The organism is Rhodohalobacter sp. SW132, from assembly GCF_003390325.1.
Classification (GTDB): Bacteria; Bacteroidota; Rhodothermia; order Balneolales; family Balneolaceae; genus SW132.
Map to the genome: position 1 here is coordinate 56,712 of NZ_QUOK01000013.1, position 19,278 is coordinate 75,989.

Annotated in this window: 14 protein-coding genes; 10 read left to right on the forward strand and 4 right to left on the reverse strand. The window is 44.1% G+C overall.

Features of this window, described 5'->3' with window-relative positions:
- Nucleotides 1-104 precede the first annotated feature (104 nt).
- The 8 genes from pckA (at nt 105) to DYD21_RS18910 (ending at nt 10,371) form a co-directional block, all read left to right on the forward strand.
- Nucleotides 105-1,709 carry a phosphoenolpyruvate carboxykinase (ATP) gene (gene pckA / locus DYD21_RS18875; RefSeq protein ID WP_116038573.1) on the forward strand — a complete coding sequence of 535 codons (1,605 nt, stop codon included), beginning with the start codon at nt 105-107 and terminating at the stop codon, nt 1,707-1,709.
- Nucleotides 1,710-2,095: 386 nt separating this feature from the next.
- Nucleotides 2,096-3,406: a GAF domain-containing SpoIIE family protein phosphatase gene (locus DYD21_RS18880; protein WP_116038574.1), complete on the forward strand. Its 1,311-nt coding sequence runs from the start codon at nt 2,096-2,098 to the stop codon at nt 3,404-3,406.
- A gap of 3 nt (nt 3,407-3,409) precedes the next feature.
- Nucleotides 3,410-4,168 carry an antibiotic biosynthesis monooxygenase gene (locus DYD21_RS18885; RefSeq protein ID WP_116038575.1) on the forward strand — a complete coding sequence of 253 codons (759 nt, stop codon included), beginning with the start codon at nt 3,410-3,412 and terminating at the stop codon, nt 4,166-4,168.
- Between the two features lie 20 nt (nt 4,169-4,188).
- A complete protein-coding gene (locus tag DYD21_RS18890; protein ID WP_116038576.1) occupies nt 4,189-6,846 on the forward strand; it encodes a serine/threonine-protein kinase in 2,658 nt (885 codons plus the stop codon).
- Between the two features lie 59 nt (nt 6,847-6,905).
- Entirely contained in the window at nt 6,906-7,325 is a 420-nt protein-coding gene (locus DYD21_RS18895) for a hypothetical protein (RefSeq protein ID WP_116038577.1), read from the forward strand.
- A 449-nt stretch (nt 7,326-7,774) separates the two neighbouring features.
- Nucleotides 7,775-9,436 carry an AarF/ABC1/UbiB kinase family protein gene (locus tag DYD21_RS18900; protein ID WP_116038578.1) on the forward strand — a complete coding sequence of 554 codons (1,662 nt, stop codon included), beginning with the start codon at nt 7,775-7,777 and terminating at the stop codon, nt 9,434-9,436.
- 351 nt (nt 9,437-9,787) lie between these two features.
- Nucleotides 9,788-10,006 carry a hypothetical protein gene (locus DYD21_RS18905; protein ID WP_116038579.1) on the forward strand — a complete coding sequence of 73 codons (219 nt, stop codon included), beginning with the start codon at nt 9,788-9,790 and terminating at the stop codon, nt 10,004-10,006.
- On the forward strand, nt 9,982-10,371 hold the full coding sequence (locus DYD21_RS18910) for a type II toxin-antitoxin system VapC family toxin (RefSeq protein WP_116038580.1): 390 nt from the start codon (nt 9,982-9,984) through the stop codon (nt 10,369-10,371). Before DYD21_RS18905 ends, DYD21_RS18910 begins: the two co-directional genes overlap by 25 nt.
- Nucleotides 10,372-10,505: 134 nt before the next feature.
- Here DYD21_RS18910 and DYD21_RS18915 read toward each other — a convergent pair whose 3' ends face one another.
- Together DYD21_RS18915 and DYD21_RS18920 are read right to left on the reverse strand one after the other, a co-directional pair.
- Nucleotides 10,506-12,830 carry a T9SS type A sorting domain-containing protein gene (locus tag DYD21_RS18915; RefSeq protein ID WP_116038581.1) on the reverse strand — a complete coding sequence of 775 codons (2,325 nt, stop codon included), beginning with the start codon at nt 12,828-12,830 and terminating at the stop codon, nt 10,506-10,508.
- 467 nt (nt 12,831-13,297) lie between these two features.
- Entirely contained in the window at nt 13,298-14,080 is a 783-nt protein-coding gene (locus DYD21_RS18920; protein WP_116038582.1) for an SdiA-regulated domain-containing protein, read from the reverse strand.
- Nucleotides 14,081-14,300: 220 nt separating this feature from the next.
- Between DYD21_RS18920 and DYD21_RS18925 the strand changes: the two genes are divergently transcribed.
- Nucleotides 14,301-16,085, forward strand: a complete 1,785-nt coding sequence (locus tag DYD21_RS18925; protein WP_116038583.1) for an ABC transporter ATP-binding protein — start codon at nt 14,301-14,303, stop codon at nt 16,083-16,085.
- A gap of 285 nt (nt 16,086-16,370) precedes the next feature.
- On the opposite strand, the gene DYD21_RS18930 is transcribed toward DYD21_RS18925, so the two are convergent.
- Nucleotides 16,371-17,498 carry a 6-bladed beta-propeller gene (locus tag DYD21_RS18930; RefSeq protein WP_116038584.1) on the reverse strand — a complete coding sequence of 376 codons (1,128 nt, stop codon included), beginning with the start codon at nt 17,496-17,498 and terminating at the stop codon, nt 16,371-16,373.
- A gap of 125 nt (nt 17,499-17,623) precedes the next feature.
- Between DYD21_RS18930 and DYD21_RS18935 the strand changes: the two genes are divergently transcribed.
- Complete coding sequence (locus tag DYD21_RS18935; protein ID WP_116038585.1) at nt 17,624-18,400, forward strand: SDR family oxidoreductase; 777 nt, start codon at nt 17,624-17,626, stop codon at nt 18,398-18,400.
- A gap of 107 nt (nt 18,401-18,507) precedes the next feature.
- Here DYD21_RS18935 and DYD21_RS18940 read toward each other — a convergent pair whose 3' ends face one another.
- Nucleotides 18,508-18,972: a hypothetical protein gene (locus DYD21_RS18940; RefSeq protein ID WP_116038586.1), complete on the reverse strand. Its 465-nt coding sequence runs from the start codon at nt 18,970-18,972 to the stop codon at nt 18,508-18,510.
- Between the last annotated feature and the right edge of the window lie 306 nt (nt 18,973-19,278).

Consider the following 19,278-nt stretch of genomic DNA (forward strand, 5'->3'; position numbering starts at 1 on the left):
TTTTGAAATTTCATTATATTTTGATGAATTCTTAATCAAAAGTTCACTCAATTTTGCTATTTATTAGATGAGTACTTAACACTCACCAAAAAGACGAGAGTAATATGAGCAAGCAAACATTCGACCTCACCAAACATGAAATAACTGTAAAAAATATCATCAGAAATCCCGCGCCAGGGAGATTCTATGAAGATGCAATCAAGTACGATCCGGGATCTGTTATTACCGACAACGGCTCACTGGTTGTACGGTCAGGTAAACGAACCGGACGTAGCCCCGCCGATAAACGGGTTGTTAAAACTGCCAATATCAGCGACGAAATCTGGTGGGGAGATATCAACATTGCCCTGGACGAGCACACCTATAAAATCAATCACAAAAGAGCCACCGATTACCTGAATACATGCGAGCGGCTGTATGTAATTGACGGGTTTGCCGGATGGGATCCAAACTACCGGCTGAAAGTCAGAATTATTGCAGAGCGTCCCTACCACGGCCTCTTCATGCATAACATGATGATCCGTCCATCAAAAGAAGAGCTTGAAAATTTTGGCGATCCTGATTTTGTAGTCTTCAACGCAGGTAAATTTCCGGCCAACACGTTTACGGAAGGAATGACATCAGATGCCAGTGTTGACGTTAACTTCGAAACAAACAGCATGGTCATTCTCGGTACGGAATACGCCGGTGAGATGAAGAAAGGAATCTTTTCTGTGATGCACTACCTGATGCCCAAAAGAGAAGTCCTCTCCATGCACTGTTCGGCTAATGAAGGAGACGAGGAGGAAGATGTCGCGCTGTTCTTCGGCCTCTCCGGAACCGGTAAAACTACGCTCTCAGCCGACAGCAGCCGAAAACTAATCGGTGACGATGAGCACTGCTGGAGCGATGACGGCGTGTTTAACATCGAAGGTGGCTGCTACGCCAAAACCATCAATCTGTCCCGCGAGAACGAACCGGAAATTTATGACGCGATTAAGTTCGGCACCGTTCTGGAAAATGTCGGATACGATCCCGATACGCGAAAAGTTGATTACACCGACACATCCATCACTCAAAACACGCGGGCGTCCTACCCGATTGAGTACATCAACAATGCGAAAATTCCATGCACCACAGGGCATCCGAAAAACATCATTTTCCTTGCATATGATGCATTCGGTGTACTTCCCCCGGTAAGTAAACTCACTCCGGAGCAGGCGATGTATCACTTCATCAGCGGATACACCGCAAAAGTAGCCGGAACCGAGATGGGCGTAACCGAACCTCAGGCAACATTCTCTGCCTGTTTCGGAGCCGCATTCCTGATATGGCCTCCAAGCAAATATGCCGAAATGCTTGCCGAAAAAATGAGAGCACACGGTTCAAAAGCGTGGCTGGTCAACACAGGACTCACCGGTGGCGGATACGGAACAGGCCAGCGGATCGACCTGAAGAGTACACGGGCAATTATCAACGCCATTCATGCAGGAGACCTGGATGATGCTCCAACCGTTAAAGATGAAGTATTCGGCTTTGAAATTCCTACAGAATGCCCCGATGTTAAATCAGATATTCTGATTCCTAAAAACACCTGGGATGATGTGGATGCCTACAACAAACAGGCCGAAAAACTGGGTAATCTCTTTACCAAAAACTTTGAAAAGTTTGAAAAAGAGAGCAGCGAAGAGATCATAAACGCAGGGCCAAATGTAAAGCAACCTGCCTAACCGATTCAACCTAATATTATAAAAACCGGCAGCTCTGTATCATTAATTCAAGAGCTGACCGGTTTTTTTTGATCTAATCCCATCTTAACTATTCAACAAATAATAATCTATTCCGGTTTTCCATCTATCTCCTCATCAAAACCGGTCAAAACCTTACAGATTTAGAATTAATACGATATCAGGTTTTGTTCCTCAAGTATCCTGTCAGGGCCGGGTACTGGGTGGATTTAAATCGCCTGCCAGCAGAAACAATGTGCTAACGAGGCGGCGAGGCAAGGTTGTCAAAAATGGCATATGACTTATCATTGATATAATATTATTTAATATAATAGACTATTAATGAATTTTAAATTATACTACTGTTTTACACTATACTGCCTATTAAAATGACTGAAGACAGCAAATATCTTTTAGAGGAGAACAAACGCCTTCGGAGAGCAGTTGATGAGTTGGCAATACTGAATGATCTTGCCCTGGCCATAAGCGGCAGCCTGGATAGTGAAAAAATTATGCGTTCAATAATCAGTAAATCTATTCGTGCACTAAACGCAGAGCAGGGAGACATCACACTGATAGATGAGGAAAAGTCAAATCCTACTCATACGCTTGTCAGAAGTATGATTACTACTAGTGAACATTCTCCTTTACATCTCAATCAGAATCTTCTTGGTTGGATGCAGTTGAACAAAAAACCTCTCTTAATTAATGAACCTGAAAATGATACCCGATTTCGAAATGTCAAGTGGGACAGCACCATCTACTCACTGCTGAGTGCTCCTCTTATGGCTCGCTCAAAACTGATTGGTATTGTAACCGTATACAATAAGCGTTCGAACAAACATGGTGGTTTCTCGGAATCGGATCAGCGATTGCTCTCTATCATATCAGCCCAGTCGGCACAGGTGGTGGAAAACGCACGTCTTTATGAAGAAGAAAAAGCTTATGAGTTTATGCGCAGAGAGCTCGAACTGGCCTCATCTATACAGAAGAAGATGCTTCCGCCCAATTCTCCTAAAATTACTGAATATGCTGTTGCTGGTAAAAACGTAACGGCCAGTGAAGTCGGCGGTGATTATTTCGATTACATTCAGATGGACAATCACCTATGGGCTTTTTGCCTGGGCGATATCAGCGGAAAAGGCCTGCCCGCTTCATTGCTTATGACCAATCTGCAGGCTATTCTCAGGGGGCAAACGTATCATCTGAAAAAACCCGGTGACATTCTTAAAAATGCGAACAGGCAACTATATCAAAGTACAAGTGCCGAAAAATTTGCAACACTTTTCCTGGCCATACTTGATACTTCAACGCATACATTTCACTACTCAAATGCCGGTCACGATTATCCCTTTTTACTGAAAACAGATGGATCACACCAACGGCTAAAAACGGGTGGCCTGCCTCTGGGTATGATGGAGGATTCAGAATATGATGAAGAATCGGTTCTAATGCAAAAAGACGACCTGCTGTTTGTTTTTTCTGATGGTGTTACCGATGTAACCAACGAAAATGAAAAAATGCTTGGAGAGGAGTTAATTCTGGACTTGTTAAACCGGGCAATTTCAGAAAATGAAATGCCGGATCACCTCATCAAAATAGTAGTGGATACATGTAAGAATCACTGCGGAAATGCAAAGCTGTTTGATGATATCACTGCAATTGCTTTGAAAAGAACCGCAATTAATGGAGAGGAATAGATCATGTACTTGAGAATGGTAGAAGCTACGGTTAAGGAGGAAGAGAATTTGAGTTTAGAAAACCTTTACACTGAGATCATTCTTAAGGTCCTCGGAAAAACAGATGGATGCATCTTTGCCGGGCTTTTACAACATCGCGATAAGCCAAGAAAGTATATTTCGCTAACGCTGTGGAGCAGTAAAACAGACGCAGAGGCTTACGTGCAGTCAGGTGATTACAACAAAAACGTAGTAACAGTGCAGCATACCCTGGAGGAAGGCAACGAATGGAAAATTCAGCTTACCAGGAATAACACGGTTGAATACTCGCCTGTGCAAAGCACACCTACTGTGACGTCCTATCCCGTGGCAGACCGGCTCGATTCTCTACCGCCGCATATTGCTGAAAAAAGCAGCCACCTTCGAATTCTCTCTCTGAAAGTTAATAAGGGTGATAAAAATGAGTTTTCGCGTATTTATAACACAGAAATTTTACCCGCCCTAAAAAATGTTAACGGCTGCCGTTACGCTTTTTTACTTGACAATTTTGAACATAATGAAGAAATGATCTCCCTCACAGTTTGGGATGATATCGCCTCAATTGAACACTATGAACAGGGCGGTACGTTTGATGGATTCATGAAAAAACTCGGGCCAACTTTAGGTGAGTTATACCAGTGGAAAATGGCCCTTGAAAGTCAATCCAGTTCATTAAAAACCGTAACCAGCCAGGATATTGGCATAAGTAAGTTCCGGATGATCACGGGAAAGAATTTCGGTTAGTTTCTTGAAAGCAGGATGTTATGATTGGAATGACAGTAAATCATTACAAGATACTTGAAAAGTCCGGCGAAGGCGGTATGGGAGTGGTATACAAAGCCCACGACACAAAATTGAATCGGTTTGTTGCACTAAAATTCCTTCCCGAAAAATCTGATATTGGCGCTGAAGCTCACGACAGATTTCTTAGGGAAGCGCGTTCAATCGCACAGCTTAATCATCCTAACATCTGCCAAATTTACGGTATTGAGGATGACTATGATGGTAATCAGTTCATCGTGATGGAGTATATCGATGGAAATAATCTCGCAGACTTGTTCATTCATTCGAATGACAAAAGCGATGAAATTTTGAATGTTGATTCCTCCATTAGTAATCATTCTCTTAGCAAGAGTACCAAATCAGACCAGGTTCTGGATGCTGCAATTCAAATTGCCAGGGGTCTGTGCGCAGCTCACCAGAAAGGGATTATACACCGGGATATAAAACCGGCTAACATTATGATTACTCAAGCTGGTGAGATAAAAATCCTGGACTTCGGCCTCGCAAAAACGCTGGGTGGAAATGACCTGACCCGTGAGCAATCTACTCTCGGAACAATTTCATACATGTCACCTGAACAAATCCGGGGTGATGAACTTGACCACAGAACCGACATTTGGTCGTATGGAGCCGTCCTTTACCAGTTAGTGACCGGTCGATTACCTTTCGGGGGTGATTATGAGCACTCTGTTATGTATTCCATCATCAATACCGACCCACCTCCCTTGAAAAGCCGGGATGGTGATCTGCCAGGCGGACTTGAAGATATTGTTCATCGCTGTTTGATGAAAGAACCTGATGATAGATATGCCACAGCCGACGAACTTTTGGATGATCTGTTGCAGCATGCGGGTTATTCACAAACCGGCATCGATTATTCCAAAAACGGATCTGGCAAGGCTGAATCAAAATCAATGGAATTGGGTACGGGAAAGAGAAAAATAGTGTTGGCTATAGGTGCTATTTTAGCCTTGATACTGCTTCTCTTTACGATATTTCAAGGAAAAATATGGGTTGATGATTGGATATCTGCGCCCAATTCGGAATTCATACACGTTGCTGTACTTCCATTTTCAAATATTGGCGGAGACCCGGGCAGACAAATTTTTGCAGACGGACTTGTGGAAACCATAACAAGCCAGCTTTCCCATCTTGAACAGTTTCAAAGCGATTTATGGGTTGTCCCGTCTGGTGAAATTCGAAGTAACAATATTTTAAGTGCAGGCGAAGCGTACCGAATGTTTGGTGTAAACTACGCTATTGCTGGCAGTATACAGCCGATTGCCAATCGGCTCAGGCTAACCATTTCCCTCATAGATTCGAAAAATCTGCGTCAGCTTAACTCCAAAATAATCGACGTTGATGTTTCCCAGGCACTTCAACTCCACAATGAGTCTGTTGAGCAGCTGCTGGCAATACTGAACCTTGAACTGAACTCCGAAGCCAAAGGTCTGATACGCGAAGGGAGTACTACAAACTCTGTTGCATTTGAATACTACATAAAAGGCTTGGGATATCTGCACAGATACGAACAAAGGTCCGAAAGTATCAACATGGCCATCGATGCTTTTGAAGAGGCTCTTGGGCTCGATCCTCAATTCGCTCTCGCGTCTGCGGGACTCGGTCAGGCCTACTGGTTCAAATATCTTGATACCCGGGATCGAACCTGGATTGACCGGGCTAAATTCAATACGGTACAAGCATTTAAACTCAACAGCAGCCTGCTTCAGGCACGAATCACTCTCGGCCTGATCCATATCGGTACGGGAGAATATGATGATGCCATTCAAAATTTTAACGATGCCCTTTTATCTGATCCCGCAAACGCAGAAGCGTACCGCGGACTTGCGGAGGCGTACGAATACAGCGGAAGAACTGAACAAGCTGAACAGACATACAAACGCGCTATAAGCCTTAAACCTGATCACTGGGCAGGATATAATGCATTGGGTACATTTTATTACCGCATTAACCAATATGAAAATGCGAAAGAACAATATCGCAGAGTGATAGAAATCACTCCTGAAAACTATCGCGGCTACATGAATCTCGGCAGTATGTACTACTTTACCGACATGCATGAGCAGGCCAAACAGATGTATGAAAAATCTCTGGAACTCGAAAAATCATACAGTGCAGCTTCAAATCTCGGCACTCTCTATTACATTGAAGGCCGGTACGCTGAAGCAGCAAACATGTATGAAACCGCTCTTGAATTAAATGATGGTAATTATTTTTTATGGGGCAACCTGGCCATTTCATACTACTATACACCCGATCAGTATGAGAAATCTATTCCGGCCTATGAACGAGCGATTGAGCTCGCATATGAACAATTGGAAGTGAACCCAAATGATGCTGAAGTCGTCATATCAATTGCAGGCTACTACGCACGGCTTGGTAATGGCGATTTATCCCGAAGATATATACTCGAAGCACTCGATCTGGCACCACAGAATACATATGTAATGTACCTCGGAGGATCGGCTTATGAATCTTTAGGTATGAGACACGAAGCTCTTACCTGGATCAAAAAAGCCATCGAAGGCGGATACTCCATCTCGGAAATCCAAAATCAGCCGGAACTCAAAGAGCTTGTGGATGACGTGCATTTTCAGGATATCCTCGAAAATTTTTAAATACAGAGGGCTTTTTAATTCATAATAAAGCCTGTAAATCAACAAAACCAGGATCCCTAATGAAAACATTATCAACGCTTAGTCAAATCTCAGCACTTCTGCTTTTTCTTCTATTTTTTATTTTCTCTGAATCCGTTTATTCACAGGATAATGACAGACGACCGGTCCTCCATGAACTTGTTGTTAAAGTAGTAGGAGATGAATGGAGGGTTGTCTATATAAATGATGAAACGAAAAGCACGGTTACAGCGAAAAGAAACGACAGAATAAGCTGGTCAGCCGAAGGTTCTGATATTTCATTACAATTCGACGGACAACTTTTTGGGGGCAACAGCTATACAATTGGTGATGGCAATTCTCTGATGAGACCGGTTGCACCGGGTGCAGCTCATGGCGAATATATTTATGCTGTATTTATCCACAGCGACCTTGTATTTGCCCGCGGTGAATCACCGCCAAGAATTATTGTAGAAAGATAGAATCGGCAACCGTTCAACTTCTTCTTTACAAAAGTAATTAAGAACATAGTTTTCCGAAAAAACCAGAGACCTTATTCTCAGCAGATGCAACGTGGCTGAGACGGAGATTTTATGTTTGGTATGGCCTCCAAGCTTCTTCCTCACCTAATGCCAAATGCAACTTCTCTAATACTGCACGTTAAGATTTGTATATACCATGCCAATTTATGATTCTCCATTTACATGAACATGAACATGAACATGAAACAATTTGATGGAAATCGGTTATATACAATAGGTTACATATTCAATACCATTCCTAATATTTCTGCTAACGTTTTCTGATGATAGTGCTTTCGAACTTCGAATATTTTCGCTGACAATTAATTAAATATCCTGTTAGTTGCATTTCTTTCTGATCTTGCTTTATTCGGTCAGCTAACATCTAATCGTATCACAAACCATTTCATATGCCTTCAACCACCGAAAAGATCAACCAATACCGGAAGCTGCTGAGTTTTGTGTTAAAATACAGAAACAGCGATCTGCTTGAAGAGACATCATCAAATGCTATGGGTGTTGCCGCAGACAATGTTGAAAAAGATGAGTATGATCAGACTCCGGATGAACTGGTTGAAGATCTCAAAAGTATGGGGCCGACGTACGTCAAGCTGGGGCAACTGCTTTCTACCCGACCTGACCTGCTACCGCAACGTTACCTCAATTCGCTTTCAGACCTCCAGGATGAAACGGACTCAATCGACTATGAGAAAGTGCAGGAAATTGTTGAGAGAGAACTTGGTACATCCATTTCAAAAGCATTTCATTCGTTCGATAAGAAACCTCTGGCAAGTGCATCCATCGGTCAGGTACACAGAGCAACGCTGCGATCCGGAGAGCGTGACGTGGTGGTAAAAGTTCAGAGGCCCGGAATACGAGCCCAGTTCATTAAAGATCTTGAAACGCTCGATGAAATCGCTAACTGGGCCGTTGAACACTCCGAAACCGCTCAGAAATTTGCCCTTGACGACCTGATTGAGGAGCTGCAAAGAATTCTGCTCAATGAGCTCGACTATACCAAAGAAGCGAATAATCTTTCGAGGATGCATGAGAATCTGAAATCGTTTAAGAATCTGACGGTTCCGCTGCCCGTATCAGATTATTCAACTTCAAAAATCCTGACGATGGAATTTATCGAGGGGCAAAAAGTTGTAGACCTCTCACCCGTGAAACAGATCGAGATGAATGCTGAAAATCTTGCCGATGAGTTTGTGGAGGCCTATATGCAGCAGGTTCTGGCCGATGGATTTGTACATGCCGATCCCCATCCCGGAAATGTGCACCTTACAAAAGATTATAAATTGGTTCTTCTCGATCTTGGGATGGTATTTCACATCTCCGCCCCGAACAGGGAACATTTACTTCGCTTTATGACTGCCCTGGGTGACGATAATGGCGATAAAGTAGCTGATATTTTGATCAAAATGAGCACGCTTCAGGATGATGCTAATCTGCAGGCATTCAGGAAAAAAGTAACTCAGCTTGTGATGGAGAGTCAGCAGGCGGCTGCCAAAGAGATGAAAACAGGCAGGATTTTAATACAGATGAATCAATCTGCGGCACATAATGGTATCCGGATTCCCACAGAGATCAACATCCTTGGGAAGATATTGCTGAATATGGATCAGATCGTCAGCAAACTGGATCCCGAATTTGATACCCGACGGGCCATCCGCACCCATGTCTGGAAACAGATGGAGAAAAAAATGCGGGATGAAATCAAACCCGAAAACTTTTTTTCTGTCCTGGTTGAAACCAAAAAACTGGCTGAAAACCTGCCGGAACGGCTCAATACAATCACCGAGAATCTTGCCAATAATGAGTTCAAGATAAATATTGACGGGGTAGATGAAAAACGGCTGACTGACGGGTTTCAAAAAGTTGCCAACCGGATTACCCTCGGGCTGATCATCGCTGCCACCATTATCGGTGCGGCCATGCTAATGAATATTGAAACCGATTTCACGCTGTTCGGTTATCCCGGTTTTGCGATGCTTTTTTTCCTTGCAGCGGCAATCGGCGGAGGAACTCTCGTTTATTATATCGTTTTTAAGGATGAAAATGTAATGTAGTGGAGTTTTTACATTTGAGGCAGAGAGTTTAATAATTCCGGGAATTGTATTTACCGCGAAAGCGCAAAGACGCCGGTTAGGTAAACGGGAGTTTCATGAAGTGTATTAATATCAGGGTACTAACATTGGTGAAACCTGCATGGTTTGATGAGATTCTTACGGATGGATCTTTTTAGGGATGGCTGGTTAAATTATGTAGTTCAATTAAACCCCTCAATTTCCAAAGCCAATCCGCCGTATAAATGGAGATTTCCAGGTCTCCGGTTTTTTATTATCCTCCAAAATCCTTGGAACTGCACCCGGAAACTTGTATTCTTTCATTAATAAGTGTTATTAATCAATCAATTGATTATGAAATCTTTACTCATAGAACTCAAACATCAGAAAGCCTACCATCTTATCAAGCAACTTGAAGCGTTGGACCTGATACGGGTTGTAGAAAATCAACCACCTGGCTCTCAGTCTCTTTCAAAACAATTTTCTGGTAAATTGTCTAAAGAGACTGCAAATAAAATGCTGAGTAAAGTCGAGAAAGAGAGAGACCAATGGGACAAACGACTTACCTATTAGATACAAACGCAGTTATAGATTTTCTTTCGGATCGGTTGCCGCATAACGGAACTGTTTTAATGGCTTCTGTGGTAGATCAAGTACCGAATATATCAGTAATTACACAGATTGAACTACTTGGGTTCAACGCTCCATCCGGCGAAATGTCACTGCTCAATGAATTTGTAAATGCTTCAACGATTTATCCGTTATCGGATTCAGTTGTAAATACATGCATTCAGCTTAGAAAAGAACAATCCATCAAGATTCCTGATGCAATTATCGCTTCCACAGCGATTGTCCATAATCAGATTCTTGTCACACGTAACCTATCTGATTTTAAATTAGTAAAGAGACTTCAGATTTTTGATCCGCATACTGTTTAGAATTTTGTCTTCTTTGAAATGCATCCAGACAATAATCTAATCAAGTACGGAAAGATAAATTTGAAATATCCATCGACCTAATACAACTAATTTTGCTGATTGAAATCCCCCACCCATTCCAACACTTTGATGTATCATTTTATCAGTGTCAATCTGCGTGTTTGGATGAACTCCCCGGCCTGAATGCGATAGAGATAAATTCCGCTGGATAGCGACGAACCGTCAAACGTTACAGAATGCCGGCCGGCAGATCTCCTTCCATTTTCAAGCACCGCCACAAGCTGACCGGTAACCGAGTAGACTTCAAGCTGCACATTTGCTGCTTGTGGCAGGTCAAACCGGATTTGGGTGGTTGGGTTGAATGGATTTGGATAGTTCTGTTCGAGGGAAAACTCAACCGGAGTTTCTTCAAATTCCGCAGATACAGATACTTCTGTAGTCGAAAAACTCCACGTATCACTCCACTCTCCGAACTCATTTCCATCGGACGCCCGCACGCGCCAGTAATAATGTTCGCCGTTATCTAATTCAGATGCCAGCGTAAACTCTGTCTCTTCGATGTCATCCACATCTGTGACGAAAGAATCAGAATCACTAAAATCCTCATTGGCTGAAATTTGAATATGATACACCTCAGCAATGGATACTTCTTCCCACGTAAATACCGGGCTCAGTTCAACTTCTTCCGCACCGTTTCCGGGAGTAGTAAGAGCTACCTGCCCCGTCCCCCCGCGTATTGTAGTAAAATTCCAAGTGCTGCTCCAGGGGCCTTCCTCATCTGCGGTTTGCCCCCGAACTCGCCAATAATAGGTTGTTGAGTATTGCAGTGATTCTTCCGGCTGATACTGCTGCGATTCAATACCTGATGAATCTGTCAGAATAGATTCGAACGAATCATCCGTTGCAATCTGGATTTGATAGGATTCAGCTACAGGGTCTGCTTCCCAGCCGAATTCCGGGTCAATATCTGCCCCATTTAAACCATCCTCCGGCGATAGAAGAATAACCGATTCCATTTCAGCCGGGTCCGGTTCTTCCCCAATCCGCCAAATTCCCTGATCACCCCAGTGGCCGATACGGGATGGAAACCAGGGTAAGTTCTCAACGATCGCCATGTACTCAAAACCTGTAAGCTCCGGCGGCCCCACACGCACAGTGTTGGCAGAGGTTCCATCGGTGTAACTCAGTCGGGCACTCGAAGCAAACCACGCGCCTTCGTCGGTTGATTTCGGATCTATATTCATATGCCTGTAATCAATCGTAACTCCATCTACCATAATTTCTTCAAATGATGCTGCACCGGTTTCCACAGACCACCACGTATATTTCACAGGGTGAATAAACAGCAATCGGCTGTCTCCTGCAGCCACCGGTACAAAGTTTGCCGCTTCATGACCTGTCCATCCATAATCAAACCGGTTGTCATCCCACAGAAGCTGGGCATTTGTGCTCCCTTCCGGAATCATATAGAGGCTATATCGGGTTGAATAATCGTTGCTTTCCTCATTCCACGGGCGGGATTTAAAATAGAGCCTCTCACCCACTACCGTTAGTCCGAGTGCGGAGTGCATCTCATCATTTTCAGGATTAAAAACTGCACTTACGTTTCCGTTTTGATACACATGAAGCGCCGGTCCTTCGCCATAATTCGCCTGGAAATAGAGCTTATTCCCATGTGGGGTTAGTTGATTTGGGCTGTGATTATCCTCACAACCCGCTCCTGAATTCCACACCGTGCTCACACTGCCTGACTGATCAATGCGGTTCAGTTTACAGCTCGTGGTATTCGGATCGAAAGCTGAGATATACAGATGATCTCCCAAAGCCCCTGTTCGCCTGATATTCACATTTGTTGATAGTTCAGCTCCGTCAACAACGGTTGCTCCCTCGCCCGACTCATTGAGCAGAAAAATCCCTCCGCCTTCACCATCTGGCAGATCAACAATCAATACGACCCGGTCGCCGAATGATGTAAGCCCGAGCAGGCTCTGGTAACCGGCCGTTTGACCATCAACAACTTCACGGGTACCCTCATCGGTCCCATCCGTAGCGAGAACACTATAGTTACTCAATCCGTCGGCATCCGTATTCCAGGCCATGAAGTAGAATTCACCTTGATGAAAAAGATAGCTCGAGTAATCATACCCAGAGTCTACACTCACCCGGTATTTATCATCAATTCCATAAATCCGTTTTGTGCCCTGCGCTGTTCCGTCGGTGATCCAAAGAGTATTATCCCACGTATCCGATGAAAAATAGCCGATTTGCCCGTTCACAGCGATGTAACCCGGATCGTCATCAAACATATCACCGGGAGCAAATTCATAAACATTCAGGGCTGAAATGCTGTCAGCCGGTGATGCCTGAATCGACTGTGAGAAAAACAGAAATGTGCATAAAAAAAGAGCTTTGTAGATGAATATACGTTGTAGATTCTTTTGTATCGTAGTTTTTAGCATAGCAGATGATTTACTTTGAAAATAACTTGCAGAGACTTAGAAAAGGTGACCGCCAGCAAGAGTTTGGAGAATAACCTATTCTCATAGAATGCAATGGAATACCAGCATCAAGGACTAGTGTAGTTTTGGCTGCACTTTTTAAACCTTGTTCCTTTTTTTTATGTCTCACCCTATATAGCGTATGATTTTTATTACTATCGTCATAAATGCCAAAAAGTTAACTCAGTCTTTATCTAAATTTACTGTTGTTTTAGATTGATGGGGCTAATACCGTGCCAATGGTGAGTTATTCACAGTCATCGGATGAGTCATACATGAATCATAAGGTCATCCGGTGGAATTCGATTTTTCGAAAAACTCATCCGATGACATAGCACTACAATCTTGATACAAAAGGAATCCGCATGGAATTATAGCGAGGAGAGAAGTAAATGCAATCTTTCAGAAAATAAACCAAACTACTCAAGTCAACCAGGCAATTCGAAAGTATAGAGTTTATCCTCCTCATCATTCACGAGATATAGCCTGTGATTTGATCGGTCAACCGCAATTCCCTCAAATTTTTCACGATCCAGCCGATAGCCGCGTATCGGGTTCAGATGGATATTCGTAACCACAATTTTTTTCGATTCATCACTCACAAACCAAAATTCCTCGTCATCATGCAGATAAAACAGGCCGGACAGGTCACTCATATCGTGGGGAGGATCGAAATCGATTGTTACCGAGCGGACAAGCTCAAATTCTGCATTTAATTCTATAAACCGCCGGGGATTTTTTTCATTCAGAATATACACGTGGTCATTTTGCGGGTTCCAGGCAATACCTTCCAGTCCATCGTTCAGATTGGTGCTGTCCACCGGCACATCCACTGATTGCAGAACTTCCCCATCTGTAGTGAGCTGAACAATCTGCCGCAAACGCTCTTCAACAATCCACAGGGTGCCGTCATTTGGATTCATTGTGATGCCTTCCATATCATCCCCGCGATAGCCGGTAATGATCTCCAGCATCTCTCCTTCAAAATTTATGCGGTAAATAAAATCACCGGAATCGTCGCTGACCGTCCACAGAAAATCGCCGCTAACGTCCAGTGTCAGCCCCGATGGATCACTAATCTCTAAGGAATGTATCGCAATCGGCTCCAGGTCAACCAGGCGGGCATCTGCAAGATCCTGCATAATATCAGAAGAGCAGCCTGATGAAAAAATGCAGAAAGTGATAAAAAGCAATGCTTGAGAGATATTCATATACAGTTTATATCGGCAGTCCGGTTTAATCCTTAATTGATATTTAAATTTTAAAGTTTCATCAAGCAGATAGACCTAAATATAGGGTAAATGCATCAAATGGAAAGATTTCATCCCCATACCAAAAAACTACTGAAACCTGGTTTTTTAACCGATCTGTTTATCACATTTCTTTGGAACGTTTTGTCTATTTTGTAAGATTAAATAATTAAAGAGCCCCGTGCAGAAAGAAGAGGAACAAAAAAATATTAAGTCGCTCAAGACAACCCTGAGTGACATTTTTGCTTTTACAAAGCCCTACCGGTTTCGTTTTTATAGCGCTACTGTTTCCGTTCTCATTGCATCGGCGATCTGGCTTACCGTTCCGCTGGGCCTCAGGGAACTTCTGGATGCTGTTTTCGAAGCCGGCAACCGAGATCTGCTGAATCTGCTTGCCGTTGGGTTATTTGGACTGTTTATACTTCAGGCCCTCTTTTCCTTCATAGGTAACTATCACCTGGAATGGGTGGGCGAGCGGGTGATTACAGATCTTCGAAAAAAGTTATATCAGCACCTTCACAGGCTGGGGTTCAAATTTTATACAGAGCGCAGGCTGGGTGAAATCACGTCAAGGCTGACCAACGACGTGGGATCCATTCGCACTGCCCTGACAGACTCCCTGCCGCAAATGTTCACGATCACGTTCTCATTGATCGGTTCCGTGGCGTTGATGGTTGTTCTCAACTGGAGGCTGAGTATCGTCATCTTTTTAACAGTACCGCTGATCACGATTGCCACCCGGTATTTTGGGCAGAAAATCCGGAGCCTTTCCAGGAGTATTCAGGATGATCTGGCTGAATCAACTGCAGTAGCAGAAGATGCACTCGGCGCGATCCGGCTTGTTAAAGCTTTTGTACGGGAAGATTATGAAGTAGCCCGTTATTCAAGTGCCATTGAACAACTCTTTGGAACGGCTCGCAAGAAGGTTGTACTGACCCAGCTTTTTTGGGCAGGTGTCGGAATCCTTTTTATGAGTACGCTGGTGATTATTTTCTGGTATGGCGGCATAGAAGTTCTTGAAGGACGACTAACTGCCGGCGACCTGGTTGCTTTCATCATCTATGCTCTGAACATTTCAAGATCGGTTACCCAGACATCCAGGTTATATGCTGCCATCAATACAGCCGCCGGCGCAACCGAGCGGATCTTTGAACTGCTGGATGAGATCCCTGAAATTGAGGATAGTCCCGGTGCAAAAGCTGTCGGACAGATTGAAGGCGCAATACGGGCTGAAAATCTCTGGTTCAGCTATGATGAAAAACAACCTGTTCTGAAAGAGATTTCATTCGAAGCCGAACCCGGACAGACAATTGCCCTTGTGGGTCCAAGCGGGGCCGGTAAAACAACACTGCTAAATCTTATACCCAGGTTTTACGATCCTCAACAAGGGTCTATAACTCTGGATGGCACCAATATCAAAGAATTTCAGCTTAAATCGCTCAGAGAAAAAATCTCACAGGTTCCACAGGATGTGCATCTTTTTGGAACATCCGTAAAAGAGAATATCCGTTACGGAAATCTTACTGCAACGGATGATGAAATAATCGAAGCAGCCGTTGCAGCCAACGCCCACGACTTTATTACAGAAATGCCGGAGGGCTACAACTCCCTGATTGGTGAAAAAGGAGTAAAACTGAGCGGGGGTCAGCGCCAGCGTCTTGCCATTGCCCGTGCTATTTTAAAAAATCCCGCTATCCTTCTGCTCGATGAAGCCACCTCTTCCCTCGATTCGGAATCGGAAGCCCAGGTACAGGAAGCTCTCTACAGATTGATGAAACACCGGACAACCTTTGTGATTGCACACCGGTTATCGACTGTTCAAAAAGCGGATAAGATCCTGGTTATTGAAAATGGACGAATTGCCGAATCCGGAACACACCCCGAATTGATCGGCATGGAAGGTTTGTACAGCCATCTCTACGCTCTTCAGTTCAGGGATCTGGATGAACCAAAGGCGATAGGCTGATGGGTTTGATTAATCCCGAAAGAATAAAAAAGTGGGATTAATTTTACCACGAGGGCTCCAAGGCTCGAAGTATCACGAAGTGTATAAATATCAGATTTGAACCTTCCTGTTTTCGTGACTTCGTAGCCGGATCTCTTGAGGGTTTGATAACCTCAATTCTGCCCTTTTCCTACAGGTTCCATAATTGAGACTGAAAATATGAGATTTTCGCTATCCAAAACCCCCAACGGGATGGGTAAACCAAATTTCAGCAGAATTCCATAGATCAATTTTTAAGAAAGCGTGTTACCCTTCTGCAATACTATACCGTAAAATAGCCGGAGAACCATCTTCCAGTTCACCGCTCAGGTAGAGTGAATCACCGTCATAGTTCTGGAGCCTGAAACCGTCTTCCAATTGAAGTTGTCCCAGCGGTTCTCCTTCAGATGTGATATGGTACCAGCTTTGACTGTTTGAACCCGGCACGATTCTCGCCAGCCAGATCGAGCCATCATTCGTAACTCTTAAACCTGAAAACGCGGGGAATGTCTCTCCAATTTTTGTACGAAGTTCCGATCGTAAATCACCAAATTGACTAAAGCTCTCATTGAGAGCATTGAGATCTTCATTTGTCACCCTCTGAACCGGATATCCGTCTAATTCAATCGACTTAAGAATCTCGCCACCGGTACTGTAATGATGCAAAGCGGCTGTTGCTGTCCATGCCTGAAGATAGGACCCATCGGTAAGCGAAGCAATTTCTGTACTTGCTACTTCGCCAATTCCCAGCCTCATCTGATTTCCCCCAGTATTAATTTCAATATAATTTCCCTGTTGAAATTTTTTTTCTTTTGATTCGATAAAGTTTCCGTTTTTGTCCACGACTTTTACCGTAAGATATCCGTTTGGAAACTCATCATCCTGGTCGTACACACTATATATGATTGGGTATCCGGCTTCAGACGGCATCAGTGCCCTGAAAGGGTACGCTTCTTCAGCCTGGGGAAACGAGAGATCGTATGCGTGCCGCCAGGTATAGTCTGCTTCTTTTGAGTAGACGATGAGCGCTCTTCTGGTGAAATCACTCACATACAAACTGTCATTCTCGCCAAAAGTTATATTGGCTGGCTGCTGAAATTCACCTGGCCCGTTTCCTTCCCGTCCAAAACTGTTTCGATGTGTGCCATCCACATCGTATACATGAATTTCAAATGAGGAGAGATCCATCACCAGCCGGTTCCCATCTGAATCGATATCAGTAAAAACCGGACGCCCCAGAATCAAACTTCCCTGGTCTGAAAGCACTTCAACACGCTCAAGTTCATAGAGAGGAAGTTCAGTAAAACTACTGGTTTGATCTTCTTCGGCCGAACTGCACCCGAAGCCCAGAAGTGTAAAGCTCATGATGAGAATCAGAATATATTTATTTGCCATCTTTTCATTGATTATGTTAGGTTTACAAACCCGGCACGATGATGCAGCGTCACGCAAACCGGATACTTCCCTGGATTTTTTTGATTTTTTACTATAACAATAATTGATAAAAGTTCATAACTCTTATGGATCTGAAACTAACCGATCAGCGATTTATCGTCTGCGGAGCCAGCAGCGGCTTTGGACAAGCGATTGCCAAACAACTTTTAATTGAAGGCGCCCATGTTGCCGTTGTTGCCCGCCGTGGGGATAAACTACGGGATACGTTTGGGCATTTTGAGGATCAAACCGAGATCATCGAAGGCAGCCTGATATACAGCGAAACCCTCGACAAGATCGAAACGGCTGCTAAAAGTGGCGCATTTCACGGAATCGTATTCAATGCGGGAGGCCCTCCCACCGGCACGCCGCTTCAAACCGATATGAAAGACTGGGATGCGGCCTGGCAGCTTGTGATGCGCTGGAAGATCGACCTGTCCCTGCGGCTGGCGCCACTACTCGTGGAAAAAGAGTATGGCCGAATGCTTTTCGTCGAAAGTAAATCGGTGAAGCAGCCGCTGCCGGCACTTACGCTCAGCAATGCATTTCGGGCGGGTGTAGTTGGCTTTGCCAAAACTCTATCCACTGAAGTGGCACCGAAAGGCGTGACGGTCAACATCATGGCTCCCGGGGCACACGATACACCAGCCATTGAACGGGTGATCAAAAATAACAGCAGCAGTAAGGGAATTTCCAGCGAAAAAGCACGTGAACAGATGGAACAAAATATCCCGGTTCGCCGAATGGGAACGGCCGAGGAGTTCGCCTCCCTCGCCGCATGGCTCCTCTCCCCTCACAGCGGCTACGTCACGGGGCAGACGATCAGTCACGACGGCGGAGCGATTGCGGGACTGTTCGGGTAACGAACACTTTCCTCGCGATTCAAGTAAAGAGATAAATAGTACGATTTTCCAGACAGGGAAACCCTCCAGGGGTTCTAAACCCTTGGAGGGTTATTTAAAATATCCCCCTACCCATCCACAGGATTCGCAAGATCAAACTCAGCTTCAAATCGCAGTTCACCGCGCAAATAGAGACGGTAGTAATATTTGTCGTTCTCTAAATCAAACTCCTTGGCCCAGCGGTTGATCTCCCGCTGCGGACGATCCTCAATCGTGCGGTGGTCAGCCGGAAAGTACTGGAGAAAAGCTGACCCTTCGTCATCAGCATAACCGCCATAAAAGTTTTGATCGTATTGAGTTCCGTCGGGATAGCGATGATCGTGGCTAAGATGCAGTCCGTGCTGGGTCATCTTTACAATCCAGGTCCGTGAACTGTCCTCATTTACGATAAACGGAATGCGAACCTCATCCTCGCTGCAGGTTTCGAGAATCATCGTCAGGTCGGCACCATCCAGTTCGTGATCTTCTCCAAGGTCAATGATAGTGGTCTGCCCTTTAAAGGTATCTCCACAGAACTCCTGATAATAATTCATAAATGTTATTTGATCTGATGTGTTTGAACTACAGGATACGACCGCCACAACAGACAGCAAGAGTATGCCTATAGCACAAAAATTTCTGAATTTCTTATCAGCGAATTCTACAATTAGCATCTTCATATAATTTCGTTTAATGGATATAGGCCCACTTTACTAAAAATTTTCATCGCTAAAACATAAGCAATCAAAATGAATATGATGTCAATTCATTCTCCTGCCCCTAAATCCCTTGAATAGCATCATTTCACGTTTGGCTGATTCCTGATAAGTCCATAAAAAAATGCTTTATCTGTTTCAAAT